The organism is Cellulophaga lytica DSM 7489 (assembly GCF_000190595.1).
GTDB lineage: Bacteria > Bacteroidota > Bacteroidia > Flavobacteriales > Flavobacteriaceae > Cellulophaga > Cellulophaga lytica.
On sequence record NC_015167.1, the window covers coordinates 3,564,783 to 3,584,725 of the forward strand.

Genomic DNA, 19,943 nt, shown 5'->3' on the forward strand with positions numbered 1-19,943 from the left:
TTTTTTAGCAAAAACCTATGAATATTTACTAGTACAGGTAACGGGTTAATTCTAGATCTTTGATGTAGTGATAATTTAACCCCTATCTTATGAAAAATTTTATAACCCACAAAGCAGCTATAGTATGTATTTCTACATTCTTCTGCTATTCGTTATCTGCACAAAATACAGTTGCAAGTAACGCTTCTAAAACAACTACTGTTGAAGTAAAAAAGAGAGTAGACAACTACAAAAAACTTAAAAGTTTAGGTTACACAGACAAAGAAATTTACGAAGATCTAGGTAACGCTAACTTTTTAGTAAAAAAGTATGAAACTGCCGCTTTTTGGTACAAAAAGCTAAAAGATGTTAGTAAAGACAAAATGCTAAACAAAAGCTACCAAGAGCGTTACCAATTTGCACTAAAAAAAGTTGGTGTTAGTACAACTAAAGATGCTCACAACACCAATAAAGATTGGATGGCTGCTGTAGCTAATGATTACAAAACTACTAAGCAAAAAAACAATACTACTTATACAGGTAAGTATGGTGAGTATAGTTTTAACCCAAAAGGAAACTCTTCTTTAGAGACTGTAACACAGCAAAACAATTATTTAGAAGAAATTACAGACAAGCACAACGCTTATAAAACACCTGTAGCAGTTACTGCAGATGGTAAAACAGCTTACTTTAGTAAAGGTGTTTATGTAAAGCCAGCAACTGGTATTTTCTCTAAAAAAGAATTGGTACATAAAATATATAGAGCAGAAAATGTAAACGGACAATGGAAAAACGTTAAAGAAATTGCTTTAGCTCCAAAAAATTACTCTGCAATGCACCCAACAGTTTCTGCAGACGGAAAACGTTTATTTTTTGCATCTAATATGCCTGGTACTTTTGGTAAGTTTGATATTTATGTTGCTTCAATTAAAGCAAACGGTGACTTTGGAGTTGCAAAAAACTTAGGTCAAAAAGTAAACACAGAAAAAAACGATTTATATCCTAAAATTGTAAACGGAAACTCATTATTTTTTGCTTCAAATGGTCACAAAGGCTACGGAGGATTAGATATTTACATGGTAGAAGTTGGTCAGCGTAAAGTTGGTATTGCTGCAAATTTAGGTAGCAGAATTAATAGTGATAAAGACGATTTCTCTTTGGATTTACAATCTAAAAACGGAATGGGCTACGTAATGTCTAACCGTGGACAAGGAAATGTAGAAAGAGTAGCATTTACATACACTAACAAAAACAGAGATTTTAACTCTCTAGAAGCTGTTAATGATGAATCTTCTATAAACTATTCAACATCTGTTTTTGAAGATTAAGACCCAAGTTATATAAACAACTTACCCCCTTAGTTTATATTTCTTTACTGTACTTAGGCAAAAAAGTACTTACATTTTTCACCCCAAAATAACCGTAATTTTTACTACTATGAAAAGTCAAGTTTCATTTACTCACAAAATCTGTTTACTAGTTTTAGTATCTATTTTACTAAGCATACAAACATTAACAGCACAAGAGGCTACAGTTTCAGAAAATAGTTCAAACAATTCTTATCACAATCAATTGTTTTTTAATAGATTTTTAATAAATCCTACCTTTTCTTTGGTAAGAGAAAACAAATCTTACTTAAACATTTTACACAGAAACCAGTACGCTACTTTTGATGATAATGTACAAAACTATTTTGTAGGTTTTAGTAGTAAAATTAACGACAATGCCGCTTTTGGTATTGGTATTTACAGCCAGTGGGCAGGTGTTGTACAAGAGTTTGGTTTTAATGCAAACTATGCTACAGCAGTACAGTTAAGTGAAAAAAGTAAACTTACTTTTGGTGCTAACGTAACTTACTTTAACGAAGGTTTAGATAAAAACAGAGTTATTGCAGATGATAACGATTTACAGTTAATAGATGCAAAAAAGGAAAGTAAATTAGCTATACAACCAGCTATTACACTATCTGTTGGTAGGTTTGATGTTGGTATCTACGCTAAAGATTTGGTAAAATACAACCAAACAACAAATGCTTTTTCTACTAATTTTAATGACAGAAGTGTTAAAGCATCATTACAGTACACACAACCGTTTAGCGCTACTAGAGGTTTATTTGCAGAAGGTAGGTTTATGCCACTTGTACAGGTTGGTAAAAATGAAAACGGAGGAATATCTTATGTAGGTTCTATGTTATTAGATTTACCTAAGTACGGATGGTTACAATCTACTATAGATAATGAGCACGGTATTTCTATGGGACTTGGTTTTAACTTAAACAACAAAATGTCTTTAGGTTATTTGTTAGAAAAAGATGTAATGAACAAGGAAACAGACTTAGGCTGGAACCACGAGTTATCTTTAGCATATACATTTAAAAATAACGGTCCTGCTTTTGCTACAAATGATAAGCAAGAGTCTTATGATAGTAAAGTAGATAATATTATTAAAAACTATGAGGAGCAAATTTTAGCCCTTATGGAAGATCAAAAAAGAGATAAAGAAAGAATTGTTGCTTTAGAAAGCGGAAAAGATGCTACTAAAATGGCTATTTCTAACAAAAAAAGAGAAAATGAGATTTTAGCACTAATTACAAAACAAAATAGTTTAAAAAGAAATAAAAAAAATACACCAGAAGCTAAAAACACAACTAGTACAGTTAATAACAGTACACCTACAACAAAAAGCACGCAAAATGCATATGCTGGTACTGTAAAAACTGTTGGTCCTAAAAACGCAGTGCAAGACAAGTTTAACACAATGGTTAAAAACTTTGAGTCTCAAAGCGTAACATTAAACAGTAAAAAAAGAAAAAACAACCGTAAAAACAAAAAAGCTGCTAAATCTAAAGCTGTTACAGAAACAACAGTACAAGAAGATGAGAACTCTTTAGCTTACCAAAACAGATTAATATTAGATGAGCTTATTTTAAGACAAGATTCTATTGAAAATGCACGTAGCGCAGAATTAGAAAAAAAGTTTGAAACTATTGTACGTATTTTAAGAAACGATATTAAGCAAAACATACAAACTACAGCACAACAGGTTAATACTATACCAAACAATGCTGTAGCTGCTAAAACAACTAAAAAGGTTACTTATAAGTTAGATGCAGATAAAACAACTACAACTAACACAGTTGCTGCTAAAACTGATAACAAAAAATTTAAAGAAATTCCTTTAAAAGTAGTAAACCAGTCTGATATGGATGGTGTTAAGTCTGGATACTACGTAATTGCAAATGTTTACAAAACTAAAAAGTATTTAGATGCTTTTATGACAAAACTTAAAAAGCAAAACATTGATGCAAAACAATTTTACAATAAAGAAAATGATCTTTACTATGTATACATAGCAGATTACAACTATATGGAAGAAGCAGAAGACGCTTACGCATCTAACCTTAACGGTAAATACCAAGATGAAAAATGGATTTTAAAAGTAGACAAACCTACTTATTCTGCATCTACAGCAACAGCTGCAAATATATATGAAGATTAATACAATATAAGTTGACTCTCCCTAGAGTATAAATTGGGTTATTTTATAAGTGAAAATTACGCATCGGGGGTTGCGGGTAGTCCTAAAAGACAAAGTATATAACGTTCTTATACTTGTCTTTTGGACTATTTTTTTTTACAAAAAAGTGTAGTTCATCTAAAAAATTACTTTAGAACCATTCTAAATAATAAGTTAAAATTTTAACACTTTATCGATTAGGCCTTTTATAATATACGGTTAAAAGCATTAAAGTAACGACGAAATACACACTAACCCATTTTAAACCAGAAATTACCTACTTTTTAAATTTTGTCAAATAACGCAAAAGTCATATCTTTAGTATAGAGAAACAAATAAATAGTATAGAACCTATTTAATTACGTAAATCTTTTCTATTAAAATGAACGTTAAGAAAAGAGTTACATTTTTAAAATATAGTATTTATTTACTCTAAAAAATAGATTTTAGAAACTTGTAAAAAGGTTTCTTTCACCCCCAAAAACCCAAATTATATGAAGCTTTTTTACATTACAAAAAGTAACCAAAAACAAACCTACAAAACCTGCGATCAGCAGTCATTTTTTCACCTACAAAAAAATGATAATCTACGCTGTAAACGGTATAATAATCTCTGTATTTAATTTTTTGATAGTACTAGAAAGCTATAGTTTATAGTAGGTATTATAACTAAAATTAAAATAAAGAGTACCCCTACCCTTTTAATTTTAATTATAATTTCTGACTAATAAATTGCACTTAATTATTGTAAAAAATAAGTTAAGACTGGATTTCTATTTTCTATTTTAAAATTAAATACAACCCCAAATTTCACTTATAAACTTAACCTGTATGCTATTATAGTATGCAAAAACCCCCAACTTATGCAAACAAAAAATTTAAATGTTATTGTAATAGATAACGATCCGCTGTTTAAAAAAACGTACAAACATTATTTTAGTCTATACTCAGACTACAACTTAATTGGTATTTATGGTTCTGCAAAAGAAGCCCTAAGGTCTTCTACTACAGTAGCACCAGATATTATTATCACAGATATTCCAGAAGAAGAATTTGGTGGTATAGATGTATTAATTAAATTTAAAAAGAAAGCTGTAAACGCAAAAATTATTATTGTTAGTGAACAAAATGATTTTACACTAATTAAAAAAGCATTTAAAAACGGTGCAAACGGTTATTTAACCAAACCTTTAACAGAAATGAGACTGTATGATGCACTAAACTCTATTAAAATTGATGGTGCAGCAATTAGTAATGATATTGCTAAGCAAGTTATATCAATGTTTCAAAGAAAGTCTTTTAATGAGTTTTCTAAAAGAGAAAATGAAATTATTGACCTTTTATTTGAAGGAGAAACCTACAAAACTATTGCAGAAAAACTATTTGTTACTGCAAGTGCTGTTAACTTTCATATACAAAATATATATTTAAAACTTAACGTAAACTCTAAGTCTGAAGCACTGGACAAGCTTAGACAGTTAGATTGTGCTTAAAGCAAAACAGTATAGCAAAAACAAACAAAACCTACTTATGCTTTTGCTTATACTAAAATTTAAATAGTGTAAACTATTTATGTAGATTGTCCATATTTTACCATAAGACCCTTGAAATTGTTGATTTTTTCAGGGGTTTTATATTTTTAGTCTGTAAAAATTGTTTCTCCTTTTACCAACCAGGCAATTCCAAAGCACTCTATTGCTATGGTTTCCATCCAAAAGGTAATGTGGTTTTGGTAATATACATCTTCTGGTATTACTTTTAGTAAGCCAAGCATTATTACAAGCAAAGCACAAAACATAATTGCACCTGTTATTTTATAAATTGTATTTCGCTGTTTTTTTTCTTTTGTTCGTTCTGCTTTTGGCTTATCTGACCTTGTAAAAACAAAAAGCGACATATAATTTAGGCTCAATAAAAATATAGCAGCAGCTATGTAATGAAAACGTACCCGCCAAGTATTATCTTGTATATAAGTTACACTATAGGCTGCATCTGCATCACAACAGGTAATAGCTATATTATCTGTAGGGAATAATAATAGTAGAATAGCAAAAACACCTGCAACAAAAGAAATGTAAAAATCTATAGGCTCTCTGCCCTTATACACCATTAAAAATATTGCCATTATACTCACAACTATAATAAATATAGGGTTTGCGCGTGTGTAGTAATAATGGCTAATAGACTCTAAAGTACTTGTGTGTTCTGCTGTTACCCATAAAAAAGCAAACAATAAAATAGGCAAAGCTATACCTAAAACTCCTATTAATCTTCGCAGAGTTTGCGTGTTTGTTAACCAAATATCATCATCTCTCCTATAATCTAAATGTAACATTTTCTGCATTTTAGAAGTAGACTCTTGCTTGTTTTTTTGCTTCATAACAAATTTAATTATGGCAATTGTTGTAACATAAACTTATAGCCTAAGGCTATTAAAATGGCTAAACCAAAACTTATTAAGGTACCAATAAGTATGTATTCTGTTAATTTACGGTCGTTTGCTTTAGATAAATCTCCAAACCTAAAAACAGATTTTGCTGTTAATAAAAAGCCAATACCACTCCACTGCCCTAGTACTATAAACATAAAAATAAACAAGCGCTCTAAAACACCTATATATGCACCTGCGTTTTTAAGTGATTTTTTAGATTCGTCTTCTAATTTCCATTTAGATATTATTACTTTCATAAGAATAGCAGATACATTTGTTAGTAAAAAAATTGCTATTAAAAATAATATTACATTAGGAGCTGTTAGGTAAGCTAAGTTTAAACTATAACCTGTATAAGTAGTAGCTACAATTACTAACACTAATAAATGTAGCAATTGATCTAGAAAAAATAAGACTCTAGCATTACCATCATTTTGTAATATTAATTTTGCTAAGTCTATTAAATAATGTGTAATTACAATAGTAGCAATACCAATAAAGTAATTTGTATTAAATTCTAAAACTACCATTAAGGCTAGTAAGTGTATAACTATATGCCAGTACAAGTAAGCCGACTTTTGTTTTTTCTCTAGCTTGTCTTTTATCCATTTATTTGGTTGCAACACAAAATCACCCAAAATATGAGCTAAAAGCAACTTTAATGTAAGTACTAACATAGTTTTTTTATTTGTGTGTTATAGTAATCTAATATTTTTAAAATTTCATCAAAACCAGCTTTTTTTAAACTAGTACTAATATTGCTTTGCTTTTTGTCTAACCTATCTGCTAACTCTTTTTGCGTTACACTGGTATCTTTTAAGCTTTCTTTTATTAAAAGTGCATAATTAGGTGTCCAATTATTTATAGTAAGCTCCAATACATCTAACACTAAATTTAAAACGATATTAAACTCTTGCCAAGGTGTTTTAATTGCCAAAGTTTGTTTTTTTAGGTCTTCAAAACACTCACCAGAATTTATGTAAGCACTACCATTTGCCTCTGTTACCTTTTCTGATGTATAACTTTCTTCTCCTATACCAATTGCCATTCTAACATCTAAAGTCTTAAATTGCTTTAAAACAGTTTTTAATACTAAAGCTATTTTTAAAGCTTGTTCTGGTGTTGTTTTTAGCTGAAAACTATCTCCTCTATATATTTCCCAATCTTTTGGATCTGAGCCTATTTTTTTCAACTCAGACTTAAGCTCTGGTAACCAAACACCTACATCTTCTGCTCTAGAATTAATAATGTCTCCTGTTATAACTGCTATCATTTTTTATTTTTCATCAAATATATGCTATTTAACATATAATTGCAATTATATGCCATATAACATATAATTTAAAATATATGCGTTTAAACATATAAAAGAGTGTATCAATTTAAAAATAGATTTTTTTAACAATATTATATTTACAAAAATAGTAATTAATATAAATGATGAGTCAAATTATAGCATCAACCTAAAATAATTAACTAACAAAAAAGAGATACTCTTTTAAAATAGTACTTTTGCGGTATGGTAAGAAACATTCAGCTTAGAACTACATTAAAAGAAGAACCAATACAAGGTATTCTAACAAAAAAAGCTGCTAAATATTTAGGTATTCCTGAAACAGAAATTACGGCTCTAAAAATAGATCGTAAGTCTATAGATGCACGTAAAGCTACCATTTATTTTAATTATAAAGTTACAGTATACATACAAGAACCTGCACCAGAAAATAGCAACTATACTTTTAACTATAAAGATGTTTCTAATGCTAAAGAAGTGCATATTATAGGTTTTGGTCCCGCAGGTATGTACGCTGCATTACGTTGTATAGAATTAGGGTATAAACCTATTGTTTTAGAACGTGGTAATAATGTACAAAACAGACGTAGAGATTTAAAAGCCATTAACCAAGAGCACATTGTAAACCAAGACTCTAATTATTGTTTTGGAGAAGGTGGCGCTGGCACCTATTCTGACGGTAAGTTATATACCAGAAGCCTTAAACGTGGAGATGTACGCAGAATTTTTGAAAACCTAGTATACCACGGTGCAACAGACCAAATTTTAGTAGATGCACACCCACACATAGGCACCAACAAACTTCCAAAGCTGGTACAAAATATTAGAGAAAATATTATAAAGTATGGTGGTGAAGTACATTTTAATACTAAAGTGGTAGATTTTGATATAAAAAATAACACTTTAAAAGCTATTATTTTAGAAAATGGAAATGAAATGGCGGTAAATAGTGTAATACTAGCTACCGGACATTCTGCTAGAGATATTTATTATTTACTACATAAAAAAGAAATTGCATTACAAGCTAAATCTTTTGCTATGGGTGTACGTGTAGAACATCCGCAACATATAATAGACAGCATACAATACCATTGCAGCGGACAAAGAGATGAGTTACTACCCGCAGCTGCATACAGCCTTGTAGAACAAGTAAAAGGTAGAGGTGTATACTCATTTTGTATGTGCCCAGGCGGATTTATAGTACCTGCTGCAACAGCTCCAGGAGAGGTTGTGGTAAATGGTATGTCTCCATCTAAACGAAATAATTTATATGCAAACTCTGGTATTGTTGTAGAAATTAATGTTGATGAAGATATTCCTAAATACAATAAGTTTGGGGTTTTAAAAGGGTTAGAATACCAGAAAGACCTAGAAAAACTAGCTTTTACCGCAGGAGGAAGAAGTCAAGTTGCACCTGCACAACGATTAACAGATTTTGTAGAAGGAAGATTATCTACAACACTAAATGAAACATCATACCAACCAGGATTAAAATCTGCTCCACTACACTCTTTATTTCCTAAACTAATTGGAAGTCGTTTACGAGGCGGATTTAAGGCATTTGGAGATAAAATGAATGGGTATTACACCTCTGAAGCTAATATTATTGGGGTAGAATCTAGAACCTCATCTCCTGTTAATATTCCAAGAACAGAAAAATTAGAACATCCAGAAATTAAAGGTTTATTTCCTTGTGGTGAAGGCGGTGGCTATGCAGGTGGTATAATTTCTGCTGCTATGGATGGCGAAAGATGTGCAGAAGCAGCAGTTGCAAAAATATAATTTATAGTGACTAAAACTAGCCTTTAGCAATAAGCTTTAGGCTATTGTAATATTACATTGTTTTAAATAAACAATACCACAACACAAGACTTAATGCATTTTACTTAGTAGTTCCTAACTTTAGTTGTTCTGTTGCGCTTTTTTTATAATAGCTTTTAAGCGTTCTTTACGTAAAGCTTCTTCTTTTTTCTTCTTATTTATTTTTCTGGCCATTAACTTAGAGTGTTTAGCCTTATTTAATGTATTTTTTTCTTTTCCTGTTTTACCCATAACTAGCTCTTTTTTAAACACTTTTATATCAACCTAAAACAAAAACTTATCTTTTTTTTACTTTTTTTAAAACCCTACTTCAAATTATCTCGTTAGTATGGCAAGAGTGTATAAGTTTTTATAGCTTTGGTAGCTGCAAAAATAACACTTAAAAATACAATAGTAACAAAGTTGTTTTAAAGCATATAATGATACGTAGCAAACAATATATATTAAAAATTATAGCAATAAGTATAAGCTTATTGTATGTGCTACATCCATTGCAACATCAAATTAAAGATGGTTTACACGCTATTTCTCACGCTATAGACTCCCATACAGTTGCTGTACATACACATAGTCATACCTCAACAGCTGGGCATAACCATAGTCATACACACGCTCAAGACCACGAGCATCAAATAATTACATTTATAAACAATCTTTTTAGTGAAGCAGAAAACAATTCTAATGATGGCCTTGTACAGCAAGTTAAAATAGATAAACATATTGTAGACACAACTACTTACACTATTAAAAATTATAGTATACTACCCACTAATTATATATATACTAGCCCATATAAAACTGCAAAAGGCTACATATTAGCAGCAAAAAAACCACCCAAAAGCCCACTTGTTTAACACTGCTTATAAACAGCAGACAAATTCATAATTATTTTATAAAAGTACTAGTTACTACAGGCTGTTTTATGCCTATAAGTTAGCTATGTATACACATTACTGGTATCCTAAATTTAGAACAATATTACAGTTTTAAACAGGGTACTTTTTACAACAAACTACAACAAATGAAAAATTTTATAGCAATACTACTGCTCTTAACAGGTATTGGCAGTATACAAGCACACGAGTTAAAAGGTACAATAGTATCTAACAACAACACACCTATAGAAGGTGTTAGTGTGTACAACCAAACAACAGGTAATTACACCTACTCTAATACATCTGGTTATTTTAAATTAAATAATGTTTCTTTAAATGACGTTGTTTTCTTTTACAATCTAGGGTACGCAACAAAAGAAATTACAATTACAGAGAAACACTTAAACACTACTGTAAAAATTAGTTTAACAGAAAGTGCTGTGTCTTTAGACCAAGTAGTTTTGGTTTCTAATGTTAATACCTTAAGTACATTTTTAAATGTAGATGTTAAAACAAATCCTGTAAAGTCATCACAAGAAATTTTACGTAAAGTTCCTGGACTAATTATTGGTCAGCATGCTGGTGGTGGTAAAGCAGAACAAATATTTTTACGCGGGTTTGATATTGACCACGGTACAGACGTTGCCATAAGCGTAGATGGCTTACCAGTAAATATGGTATCTCATGCACACGGACAAGGTTATGCAGATATGCACTTTATTATACCAGAAACTATAGATAACATAGATTTTGGCAAAGGCCCTTATTACGCAAATGTTGGTAATTTTAACACTGCGGGTTATGTTAACTTAAAAACCAAGAAAAAATTAGACAACAATTTACTATCTGTAGAAGCCGGACAGTTTAACAGCTTACGTGCAGTAAGTATGCTTAAGTTGTTAGATGAAGAACAAAATAATATGTATTTAGCTTCTGAGCTTGTACTTACAGATGGTGTTTTTGATTCTCCTCAGAATTTTAATAGAATTAATCTAATGGGACGTTATAACTATAATAATTATGACGATCAAGAATTTACTATTACAGCTAGTCATTTTCAAAGTAAATGGGATGCTTCTGGTCAAATACCTCAGCGTGCGGTAGACCAAGGTTTAATTGGTAGGTTTGGCGCTATAGATGATACTGAAGGTGGTAAAACTAGCAGGTCTAACCTATGGTTTAATCACACCAAACAATTTAATGATCACGAGTCTCTTACTTCAAAGGCATTTGTATCTAAGTACGACTTTGAGTTGTTCTCTAACTTTACCTTCTTTCTAGAAGACCCTGTAAATGGAGATCAAATAAAACAAAAAGAGTCTCGTAGTATTTTTGGAGCAGAATCTGTTTACGCTCATAATTATCACTTTAATAAAGATAACTCACAGTTAAAATTAGAAGCTGGTGTTGGTTTTAGGTATGATGATGTTAATGACGTGGAGCTATCGCACACAGCTAACAGGCAAACTACTTTAGAAACTTACGCTTTAGGTGATATTGATGAAGTTAATATGTATAGTTTTGTAAACGCTACGTACAAGAAAAACAGATGGACAATTAATCCTGGTTTGCGTTTAGATTATTTTAAAAACGACTATATAGATAAACTACAAGCTACATACACCAGTTTAAGTGAAGACAAGGTTTTTGTTAGTCCTAAGTTAAACTTTATTTATGCTGCTTCTCCTAGCGTGCAGTTATTTTTAAAATCGGGTATTGGTTTTCATTCTAATGACACACGCGTGGTTACTGCTAACAATGGTAAAGAGATATTACCTGCTGCTTATGGTAACGATTTGGGTGTTATTCTTAAACCATCATCTAAATTAGTTATTAATGCTGCTTTATGGAGCTTATTTTTAGAACAAGAATTTGTATATGTTGGTGATGCTGGAGTTGTAGAACCTAGTGGAAAAACACAACGTTATGGTGTAGATTTAGGTTTTAGATACAACATAAACCCTAATTTGTATTTGTATAGTGATGCAAACTACGCTTACGCCAGAAGCACAGAAGAAGCAGATGGTGAAGATTACATACCATTGGCTCCTTCATTAACCGCTGCTGGTGGTGTAACTTTTAAAAACTTAGGTAAGTTTTCTGGCGGATTAAATTACAGATACGTAAAAGACAGACCTGCTAATGAAGACAACTCTATTGTTGCAGACGGTTACTTTGTATCAGATTTTAATATTAGTTACAATACTAAAAACTGGACATACGGAGTTATTATAGAGAATTTGTTTGACACAGAGTGGAACGAGAGTCAGTTTGCTACAGAAACAAGGTTATTTAATGAAGATAATCCTATAGATGAAATTCATTTTACACCAGGTACTCCGTTCTTTTTAAAAGCTAAAGTTTCCGTAACTTTTTAAAAACGGTATTTTTATTGCACCTAGTAAACCCACAGCATTTGTTGTGGGTTTATTTTTTATCTGTCCAAACACAGACACCATTTTTTATAAAATTATAGTATATTTAGTTTAATGATTAGGAACTTTTTCTTTGTTTTATGCTGTATAACACTCTTTTCTTGTGCTAACAAAAGTGTAGAAAAGAAAGAAAACCCATATGTTTGGAAAACACTTAGCGTTAAAGCAACTGCATACAACTCTTTGGCATACCAAACCTCTTCTACCCCAACTATTGCTGCTTGGGGAGACAGTCTTAAACCCGGAGACAAATACATAGCTGTTTCTAAAGATCTTTTAAAATTAGGTTTAAACAGAAATACTGAAGTAAAACTAGAAGGGTTTAGCGGAACTTATTTGGTAAAAGATAAAATGCACTCTAAATGGCGTAACCGAATAGATATTTATATGGGAACAGATGTAAAAAAAGCTATAGAGTACGGTGTTAAAAAAATTAATTTACAGTACAAAATTCTTAAAGATAGCTTAAAAACACCTTAATTTTAAAGCGTTCTTCTTATCTTTAAAAAAACCTATTATACTAGTATTTAGTTAATATTTGCATTAGCTTGTAAATGATAGGAAAGTAATTTTAATACGACAAAATATTACAAATAAGATAACACTAGTATAACAATTATAATGTAGAAAGGAAATTGATTTATGTTAACTTGGAAAAATGTAATTCACTTTACCGTTAAAGGCAATTTAGAGCCCGATTTTAAAGTTGAAAAGTCAGATATTGAGTGGAAACAATTGCTAACACCAGAACAATACAGAATTACACGTAAAAAAGGTACAGAGCCAGCGCATAGTGGTGCTTTGTGTAGTTCTTTTACAAACGGACAATACAATTGTGTTTGCTGTAACACACCTTTATTTAACTCTAGCATAAAATTTAAGTCCAATTCTGGCTGGCCTAGTTTTACACAGCCTATTAAGGAAAATGCTATTAAGTACATAAAAGATACAAGTTTTGGTATGATAAGGGTAGAAGTTTTATGTAATACATGTAACGCACATTTAGGACATATTTTTCCAGACGGACCAGAACCTACTGGCCTACGCTATTGTATAAATTCTGAAGCATTACAATTACAAAAAGAGAAAGAAAAGAATAATGATGAATAGAAAATTAGAAACATTAACTGTTGGTGGAGGATGCTTTTGGTGTACAGAAGCAGTTTTTAATGAGGTTAAAGGTGTAGAAAAGGTAGTTTCTGGTTACACGGGTGGTATTGCACCTGGCAGACCAACATACAGAGAAATATGCTCTGGTTTAACTGGTCATGCAGAGGTGGTACAAGTTACCTACAATGCCGCAGAAATAGCGTACCAAGATTTACTAGTTATTTTTATGACTACACACAATCCTACTACGCTAAACAGACAAGGTGCAGATGCTGGCACACAATACAGATCTGTAATTTATTATCATAATCCTAAACAAAAAGAACTTGCTGAGGTTGTTTTAGCAGAAATGGCTCCGTATTACACAGATCCTATTGTTACAGAACTTAGCCCTATTGGTGTTTTTTATGATGCAGAAGAAGAACATCAACGTTTTTACCAAAATAATAAAACAATGGGGTACTGTACTGTAGTCATAGACCCTAAACTAGCTAAACTACGACAAATGCACGCAGATAAATTAAAAAGCATAACAGCTTAATACAACATATAATACCTGTAATTCTTTATGACTTACAGGTATTTTAAATTTTAGAAAGAATGAAAGTTATACACGATAAAGAAAATCAAAAATTTACTATGAATGTTGAGGGTGATACAGCATTTGTAGATTACAAGCTTAAAGATGGAAAAATGTACTTAGTATATTCTGAAGTACCTACCAGCTTAAGAGGTAAAGGTATAGGCAAAGTTTTAGTAGAACAAACTTTTGAGCTGCTTACCACACAAGGGTACAAAGCTGTAGCTGTTTGTGGATACGTTAAGGCTATTGCTAAAAGAAGTGACAAGTGGAGTACTATAATTGAACAAGCCTAAATAATGAAGTTTAACCTAAAAGATAGATTTACATCGCAATTACCCGCAGATCCTATTTTAGAAAATTCTAGAAGGCAGGTTTCTAATGCGTGTTTTTCTTATGTTACACCTAAAAAAACTGCAAACCCAGAAATAATTCACGTTTCTGATGATATGCTACGCACGCTTGGATTAACAAAAAAAGACAGTGCTACCAAAGAGTTTTTAAACGTTTTTACAGGAAACAGCGTTATGCCAAATACCAAACCATATGCTATGTGTTATGGCGGACATCAATTTGGTAATTGGGCCGGACAATTAGGCGATGGTAGAGCTATAAATTTAGCTGAGGTAGAACACAATAACAAAATATGGGCTTTACAGCTTAAAGGTGCAGGAGAAACTCCGTATTCTAGATCAGCAGATGGTTTAGCTGTTTTACGTTCTTCTGTTAGAGAGTACTTGTGTAGCGAAGCTATGTACCACTTAGGCGTACCAACAACAAGAGCCCTCTCTTTAGCGCTTACAGGAGATAATGTGTTAAGAGATATGTTATACAATGGCAATGCAGCTTATGAAAAAGGTGCCGTTGTTACTAGGGTTGCTCCTAGTTTTCTACGTTTTGGAAGTTTTCAGTTATTAGCAGCCAAAGAAGATATTTCTACCTTAACTACGCTAGTAAATTACACTATAAAAAATCATTATTCTCATTTAGGCAATCCGTCTAAAGAAACTTATATAGCTTTTTTTAAAGAAGTTGCAGAACGTACTTTAGAAATGATTGTACATTGGCAACGTGTAGGTTTTGTACACGGTGTTATGAATACCGATAATATGTCTATTCTAGGACTAACCATAGATTATGGTCCATATGGCTGGTTAGACGATTATAATCCGGACTGGACACCAAATACTACAGACGCAGAAAACAGACGTTACCGCTACAACAACCAACCTAATGTTGGTTTGTGGAATCTTTTTCAATTGGCAAATGCTTTATTTCCATTGGTTAATGAAGCTGCTCCCCTAGAAACTATTTTAGATGATTACAAACTAGGTTATGATAAGGCTTCTTTAAAAATGATGCGTTCTAAAATTGGTTTGTTTACAGAATTTGACACAGATTATAAACTTATAGAACAGCTTGAAGAGAATTTACAGCGCATAGAAACCGATATGACTATCTTCTATAGGAACTTATCCACTTTTAACAAAAACGCTCCTAAAGAAGCTCTAAACAGCATTAAAGAGGCTTTTTATAATACAAACACACTAACAGATGATGTAAAAACACATTGGAACAATTGGTTTACTTCTTATGCTAGCAGATTAAAGTTAGAAAAAACAACAGATGATGAGCGTAAAGTAAAGATGAACCTAACTAACCCTAAATACGTATTACGCAACTATATGGCGCAACTTGCAATTGACGCTGCGGACAATGGTAACTATGCTGTATTAGACGAGTTATATCAACTTTTAAAAAATCCTTATAAAGAACAACCAGAACATCAAAAATGGTTTGCCAAAAGACCAGATTGGGCAAAACATAAGGTTGGTTGCTCTATGTTATCCTGTAGCTCATAACTTCTGGTCTAAATTAAAAATAACACTATGAATAAAACAGATTTCAGCAACTTAAAAGCAATGTACATTAATTGTACGCTAAAAAAATCACCATCAATAAGTCATACTTCTAAACTTATGGAGGTTTCTAAGCAAATAATGAGCAAAGAGAATGTTACTGTAGAACAATTACGACTTGTAGATCACGATGTTGCTACTGGTGTTTACCCAGATATGACAGAACACGGCTGGGATAAAGATGAATGGCCAGAGCTGTTTAAAAAAATTATAGATGCTGATATACTTATCATTGGCACCCCAATTTGGTTAGGAGAAAAGTCTTCAGTAGCGCAAAAACTTATTGAAAGACTGTATGCTATGAGTGGTATGACTAATGATAAAGGACAATATTTGTTTTACGGAAAAGTAGGTGGTACCATTATTACAGGTAATGAAGACGGTGTAAAGCACTGTGCTATGGGTATTTTATATGCTATGCAACATATTGGTTATTCTATACCACCACAGGCTGATGCTGGTTGGATAGGTGAAGTTGGACCAGGCCCTAGCTATGGTGACACCGAGTGGAAAGGAGAAAAATTAGACACTCCTGTTGGCTTGCAATCTGACTTTACAAATAGAAATACAACATTTATGACCTACAACCTTATGCACTTAGCTAAAATGCTAAAAGAACAAGGAGGTTACCCTAGTTACGGAAACTCTAGAGAAGGCTGGGATAATGGTAAAAAATGGAACTTTGAAAATCCTGAATACCGCTAATAAAACAGCTAATAAACTGCATAGCAACGCTATAGTTGCACTGTAATTTTAAGCTACTATTTCCGACAAAATCACCAACAATAATAAAAACATTTAAAAACCACATTTATGAAAGCAATTTGGAACAATACCATAATAGCAGAGAGCAATGACACTGTAGTTATAGAAAACAATCATTATTTCCCTAAAGAGAGCATTAAGCAAGAGTTTTTTACACCAACAAATACACACACTACTTGCCCCTGGAAAGGCAAAGCTCATTATTATACCGTTACTGTAAACGGTAATGAAAATAAAGATGCTGCTTGGCACTATCCAGAAGTTTCTAAAATGGCAAAACCAATAGAAGGTTATGTAGCTTTTTGGAAAGGTGTAGAAGTAGTAGAATAGTATTTTTTTTGCTTAAAATAGCAGAAGATTCACTTTATTAGATAACCTCAAGCAAAGGTTACCATTAGTAAGCAAATGCTATTTTAAAATTGTTATTAGGATGTAAAATATAACGAAAGGTTTTGTTTTTCTATTCACATATAGCGTCAATAAAATTGATATTTAAATAATTAAATAATAAGTTCAGTTAAAAATTAATAAAAAACTGGATAACAATAATTTAACACGTATTTAAACTATTAAAATAATGCATTTTACAAAAAAAATACCAATAAGTATATAAGGTATTTTTAAACAGAAAAAAAGCATAAAAAATAGATAGCATTAAAAAAACTTTTCAAGTTTAAATTATAAAAAATTACAACACAGATTTATCAGTTTTTAGCACTTAAACCATTACAAAAGGAATATAAAAATTACCTTAACACAAATCTTAAAAAACCATTTTACAAAACCTTGATTCTATCAAAATCACAATTGCTTTTATTACAATTTTCTAAGCATATAAACACTAAAAAATTAATGAATGAAGAGCACTAGATTACATATAAAAAATAAAAATGGTTTACAGCTACAGGCCTACTTAGAGCTACCTGCCAACCAAAAACCAAACTACTTTGCCATTTTTGCACATTGTTTTACTTGTAGCAGTACATTAACAGCTGTAAAAAACATTAGCAGGTCTCTTACAACGCACGGTTTTGGGGTTCTTAGGTTTGATTTTACAGGACTTGGGCGCAGTGAAGGAGAATTTGCAGATAGTCATTTTTCAGCAAATGTAGATGACTTAATTGCGGTAAACAATTACCTAACTGAAAACTATAGCGCTCCTTCCCTATTAGTAGGGCATTCTCTTGGTGGTGCAGCAGTTATTGTTGCAGCGTCTAAACTAGCAAATATTAAAGCTGTTGCTACTATTGGCGCACCTTCTACCGCTAGTCACGTAACACATTTATTTACCCACGATGTTAGCAGTATTCCAGAAAAAGGAAACGTAGAAGTTAACATTGGTGGCAGACCTTTTAAAATAAACAAGGAGTTTGCAGAGGACTTTAGCAAAACAGACTTACCAAAAATAACAAAAGAACTCCGTAAGCCCATTTTAATTCTACATTCACCTATAGACACCATTGTTGGTGTAGACAATGCACAAGAGCTTTATTTAAACGCACACCACCCTAAAAGCTTTGTTAGTTTGGATCAAGCAGATCACCTACTAACAAACCCAACCGACAGTATTTATGCTGGTAATGTTATTGGTACTTGGGTACAACGTTATTTTGAGCCAAAAGAAAATGAAATGCTATCTACAGAAGGAGAACAACTAGTAGGACATTTAAATTTATTAGAAGATAATTTCACAACAACTATACAGACTAAGAAACACACCTTAATTGCAGATGAACCAGAGGATATTGGTGATGATTTTGGCCCGTCTCCTTATGATTTTTTAAGCGCTGGTTTAGCCGCCTGTACTGTAATGACTTTAAAAATGTACGCGCAGCGCAAAAAATGGGATTTGCAAGAAGTTTTTGTTTATATTACGTATGCAAAAAAACACAGTGCAGATTTAATGCTTGATGTAGACAAACCAACCAAATATGACCATCTTTCTAAGAAATTAAAGTTTGTTGGAAACCTAGATGATAAACAAAAACAAAGACTTAAAGAGATAGCGTCTAAATGCCCTGTTCACAGAACATTACAAAGTGATATTATAATAGATACCGTACTCGTAAATGATTAACATAAAAAGTGCTTACTTAAACACTCGCAACCAATTTTTAACACTCTGTTCTAATTTAGAAACCGAAGATTATTCCGTACAACCAACAGAATTTGTGTCGCCTCCTAAATGGCATTTAGCACATACCACTTGGTTTTTTGAGCAATTTGTTTTAAAAGAATTTAGCTCAGAATATACCATTTACAATGACGATTTTGCTTATCTTTTTAATAGCTATTACAACAATGCAGGCGAACGTGTTTTACGTCCTAACAGAGGATTAATGACACGCCCAACCGTAAAGGAAGTGTATGCATACAGGAATTATGTAGACAGTAAAATGGTTGTTTTTTTAGATAGCAATCCTTCTAAAAAAGCTCTAGAAATTATAGAACTTGGTATAAACCATGAACAACAACACCAAGAGTTATTTTACTATGATATAAAATACATTTTTGGCAATCAGCCTACATTTCCTACCCTTAAAAATAGTATCGCATTAAATGACATAACACAAAAGCAAGAGTTTATTACTATTAAAGAGGGCGTATACCAAATTGGACATAACACAACTGGTTTTAGTTTTGATAATGAACTAGGCGTACACAAAACATATCTTCATCAATTTAAAATTAGCAACAATTTAACCACTAATGCAGAATACATTGCATTTATAGAAGCTGGCGGTTACTCCAACTTTAACCTATGGCACGCAGAAGGCTGGGATTTTATTACCAAAAACAACATTACTGCTCCTTTATACTGGCACAAAGTTAAAGACACCTGGCACTACTATACATTAAATGGTTTTAAGCCTGTAGAGCCAAATAAGCCAGTTACACACATTAGTATGTATGAAGCCTATGCCTATGCAGAATGGAAGCAAATGCGCCTACCTACAGAGTTTGAGTGGGAAATTGCTGCAGAGCACCTAAATTACGGTCAGCTTTGGGAATGGACCAACAGCGCCTATTTACCTTACCCTAACTTCTCTAAAGCTCCTGGTGCTTTAGGTGAATACAATGGTAAGTTTATGATTAACCAACACGTGCTTAGAGGAGCCTCTATAGCAACACCAGAAAACCACAGTAGAAAAACATACAGAAACTTTTTTCAGGCAGATATGCGCTGGTTATTTTCTGGAATAAGACTTGCACAATAA

At 32.0% G+C, this 19,943-nt stretch carries 19 protein-coding genes; 15 read left to right on the top strand and 4 right to left on the bottom strand.

Annotated elements, in window-relative coordinates; translation table 11 throughout:
• The first annotated feature begins 89 nt into the window (after nucleotides 1-89).
• The 3 genes from CELLY_RS15640 (at nucleotide 90) to CELLY_RS15650 (ending at nucleotide 4,988) form a co-directional block, all read left to right on the top strand.
• On the top strand, nucleotides 90-1,307 hold the full coding sequence (locus tag CELLY_RS15640; protein WP_013622677.1) for a TolB-like translocation protein: 1,218 nt from the start codon (nucleotides 90-92) through the stop codon (nucleotides 1,305-1,307).
• Nucleotides 1,308-1,416: 109 nt separating this feature from the next.
• Nucleotides 1,417-3,477, top strand: coding sequence for a PorP/SprF family type IX secretion system membrane protein (locus CELLY_RS17255; protein ID WP_013622678.1), 2,061 nt, complete (start codon nucleotides 1,417-1,419; stop codon nucleotides 3,475-3,477).
• 881 nt (nucleotides 3,478-4,358) lie between these two features.
• Nucleotides 4,359-4,988: a response regulator gene (locus CELLY_RS15650; RefSeq protein ID WP_013622679.1), complete on the top strand. Its 630-nt coding sequence runs from the start codon at nucleotides 4,359-4,361 to the stop codon at nucleotides 4,986-4,988.
• Between the two features lie 146 nt (nucleotides 4,989-5,134).
• Here CELLY_RS15650 and CELLY_RS15655 read toward each other — a convergent pair whose 3' ends face one another.
• From CELLY_RS15655 to CELLY_RS15665, 3 genes are read right to left on the bottom strand one after another with little or no spacing between them, the layout of a single operon-like run.
• On the bottom strand, nucleotides 5,135-5,875 hold the full coding sequence (locus CELLY_RS15655; protein ID WP_013622680.1) for a hypothetical protein: 741 nt from the start codon (nucleotides 5,873-5,875) through the stop codon (nucleotides 5,135-5,137).
• Between the two features lie 11 nt (nucleotides 5,876-5,886).
• The gene (locus CELLY_RS15660) at nucleotides 5,887-6,603 is read right to left on the bottom strand and encodes a DUF3307 domain-containing protein (protein WP_013622681.1); all 717 of its coding nucleotides are present in this window, start codon (nucleotides 6,601-6,603) and stop codon (nucleotides 5,887-5,889) included.
• The gene (locus CELLY_RS15665) at nucleotides 6,597-7,199 is read right to left on the bottom strand and encodes a SatD family protein (RefSeq protein ID WP_013622682.1); all 603 of its coding nucleotides are present in this window, start codon (nucleotides 7,197-7,199) and stop codon (nucleotides 6,597-6,599) included. Before CELLY_RS15665 ends, CELLY_RS15660 begins: the two co-directional genes overlap by 7 nt.
• Nucleotides 7,200-7,445: 246 nt before the next feature.
• Here CELLY_RS15665 and CELLY_RS15670 point away from each other — a divergent pair, with 246 nt between their 5' ends.
• Nucleotides 7,446-9,002, top strand: a complete 1,557-nt coding sequence (locus tag CELLY_RS15670; RefSeq protein ID WP_013622683.1) for an NAD(P)/FAD-dependent oxidoreductase — start codon at nucleotides 7,446-7,448, stop codon at nucleotides 9,000-9,002.
• 120 nt (nucleotides 9,003-9,122) lie between these two features.
• Here the strand turns inward: CELLY_RS15670 and CELLY_RS17130 are convergent, their stop codons facing one another.
• Entirely contained in the window at nucleotides 9,123-9,272 is a 150-nt protein-coding gene (locus CELLY_RS17130; RefSeq protein ID WP_013622684.1) for a hypothetical protein, read from the bottom strand.
• A gap of 188 nt (nucleotides 9,273-9,460) precedes the next feature.
• On the opposite strand from CELLY_RS17130, the gene CELLY_RS15675 reads away from it, so the two are divergent.
• From CELLY_RS15675 to egtB, 11 genes are all read left to right on the top strand, one after another.
• The gene (locus CELLY_RS15675; RefSeq protein WP_013622685.1) at nucleotides 9,461-9,895 is read left to right on the top strand and encodes a hypothetical protein; all 435 of its coding nucleotides are present in this window, start codon (nucleotides 9,461-9,463) and stop codon (nucleotides 9,893-9,895) included.
• A gap of 167 nt (nucleotides 9,896-10,062) precedes the next feature.
• Nucleotides 10,063-12,294: a TonB-dependent receptor gene (locus CELLY_RS15680; RefSeq protein ID WP_013622686.1), complete on the top strand. Its 2,232-nt coding sequence runs from the start codon at nucleotides 10,063-10,065 to the stop codon at nucleotides 12,292-12,294.
• Nucleotides 12,295-12,405: 111 nt separating this feature from the next.
• A complete protein-coding gene (locus CELLY_RS15685) occupies nucleotides 12,406-12,831 on the top strand; it encodes a 3D domain-containing protein (RefSeq protein ID WP_013622687.1) in 426 nt (141 codons plus the stop codon).
• Between the two features lie 162 nt (nucleotides 12,832-12,993).
• Nucleotides 12,994-13,461 (top strand): peptide-methionine (R)-S-oxide reductase MsrB, encoded by a 468-nt coding sequence (gene msrB, locus CELLY_RS15690; protein ID WP_013622688.1) that lies wholly within the window; start codon nucleotides 12,994-12,996, stop codon nucleotides 13,459-13,461.
• Nucleotides 13,451-14,002: a peptide-methionine (S)-S-oxide reductase MsrA gene (gene msrA / locus CELLY_RS15695; protein ID WP_013622689.1), complete on the top strand. Its 552-nt coding sequence runs from the start codon at nucleotides 13,451-13,453 to the stop codon at nucleotides 14,000-14,002. The genes msrB and msrA overlap by 11 nt, the downstream gene beginning before the upstream one ends.
• A 59-nt stretch (nucleotides 14,003-14,061) precedes the next feature.
• On the top strand, nucleotides 14,062-14,337 hold the full coding sequence (locus CELLY_RS15700) for a GNAT family N-acetyltransferase (RefSeq protein ID WP_013622690.1): 276 nt from the start codon (nucleotides 14,062-14,064) through the stop codon (nucleotides 14,335-14,337).
• 3 nt (nucleotides 14,338-14,340) lie between these two features.
• Nucleotides 14,341-15,903: a protein adenylyltransferase SelO gene (locus CELLY_RS15705; RefSeq protein ID WP_013622691.1), complete on the top strand. Its 1,563-nt coding sequence runs from the start codon at nucleotides 14,341-14,343 to the stop codon at nucleotides 15,901-15,903.
• Nucleotides 15,904-15,930: 27 nt separating this feature from the next.
• The gene (locus CELLY_RS15710; protein WP_013622692.1) at nucleotides 15,931-16,665 is read left to right on the top strand and encodes a flavodoxin family protein; all 735 of its coding nucleotides are present in this window, start codon (nucleotides 15,931-15,933) and stop codon (nucleotides 16,663-16,665) included.
• 108 nt (nucleotides 16,666-16,773) lie between these two features.
• A complete protein-coding gene (locus CELLY_RS15715; RefSeq protein WP_013622693.1) occupies nucleotides 16,774-17,055 on the top strand; it encodes a DUF427 domain-containing protein in 282 nt (93 codons plus the stop codon).
• Nucleotides 17,056-17,581: 526 nt separating this feature from the next.
• Nucleotides 17,582-18,802 (top strand): bifunctional alpha/beta hydrolase/OsmC family protein, encoded by a 1,221-nt coding sequence (locus CELLY_RS15720; RefSeq protein ID WP_013622694.1) that lies wholly within the window; start codon nucleotides 17,582-17,584, stop codon nucleotides 18,800-18,802.
• Nucleotides 18,795-19,943 (top strand): ergothioneine biosynthesis protein EgtB, encoded by a 1,149-nt coding sequence (gene egtB, locus CELLY_RS15725; protein WP_013622695.1) that lies wholly within the window; start codon nucleotides 18,795-18,797, stop codon nucleotides 19,941-19,943. Before CELLY_RS15720 ends, egtB begins: the two co-directional genes overlap by 8 nt.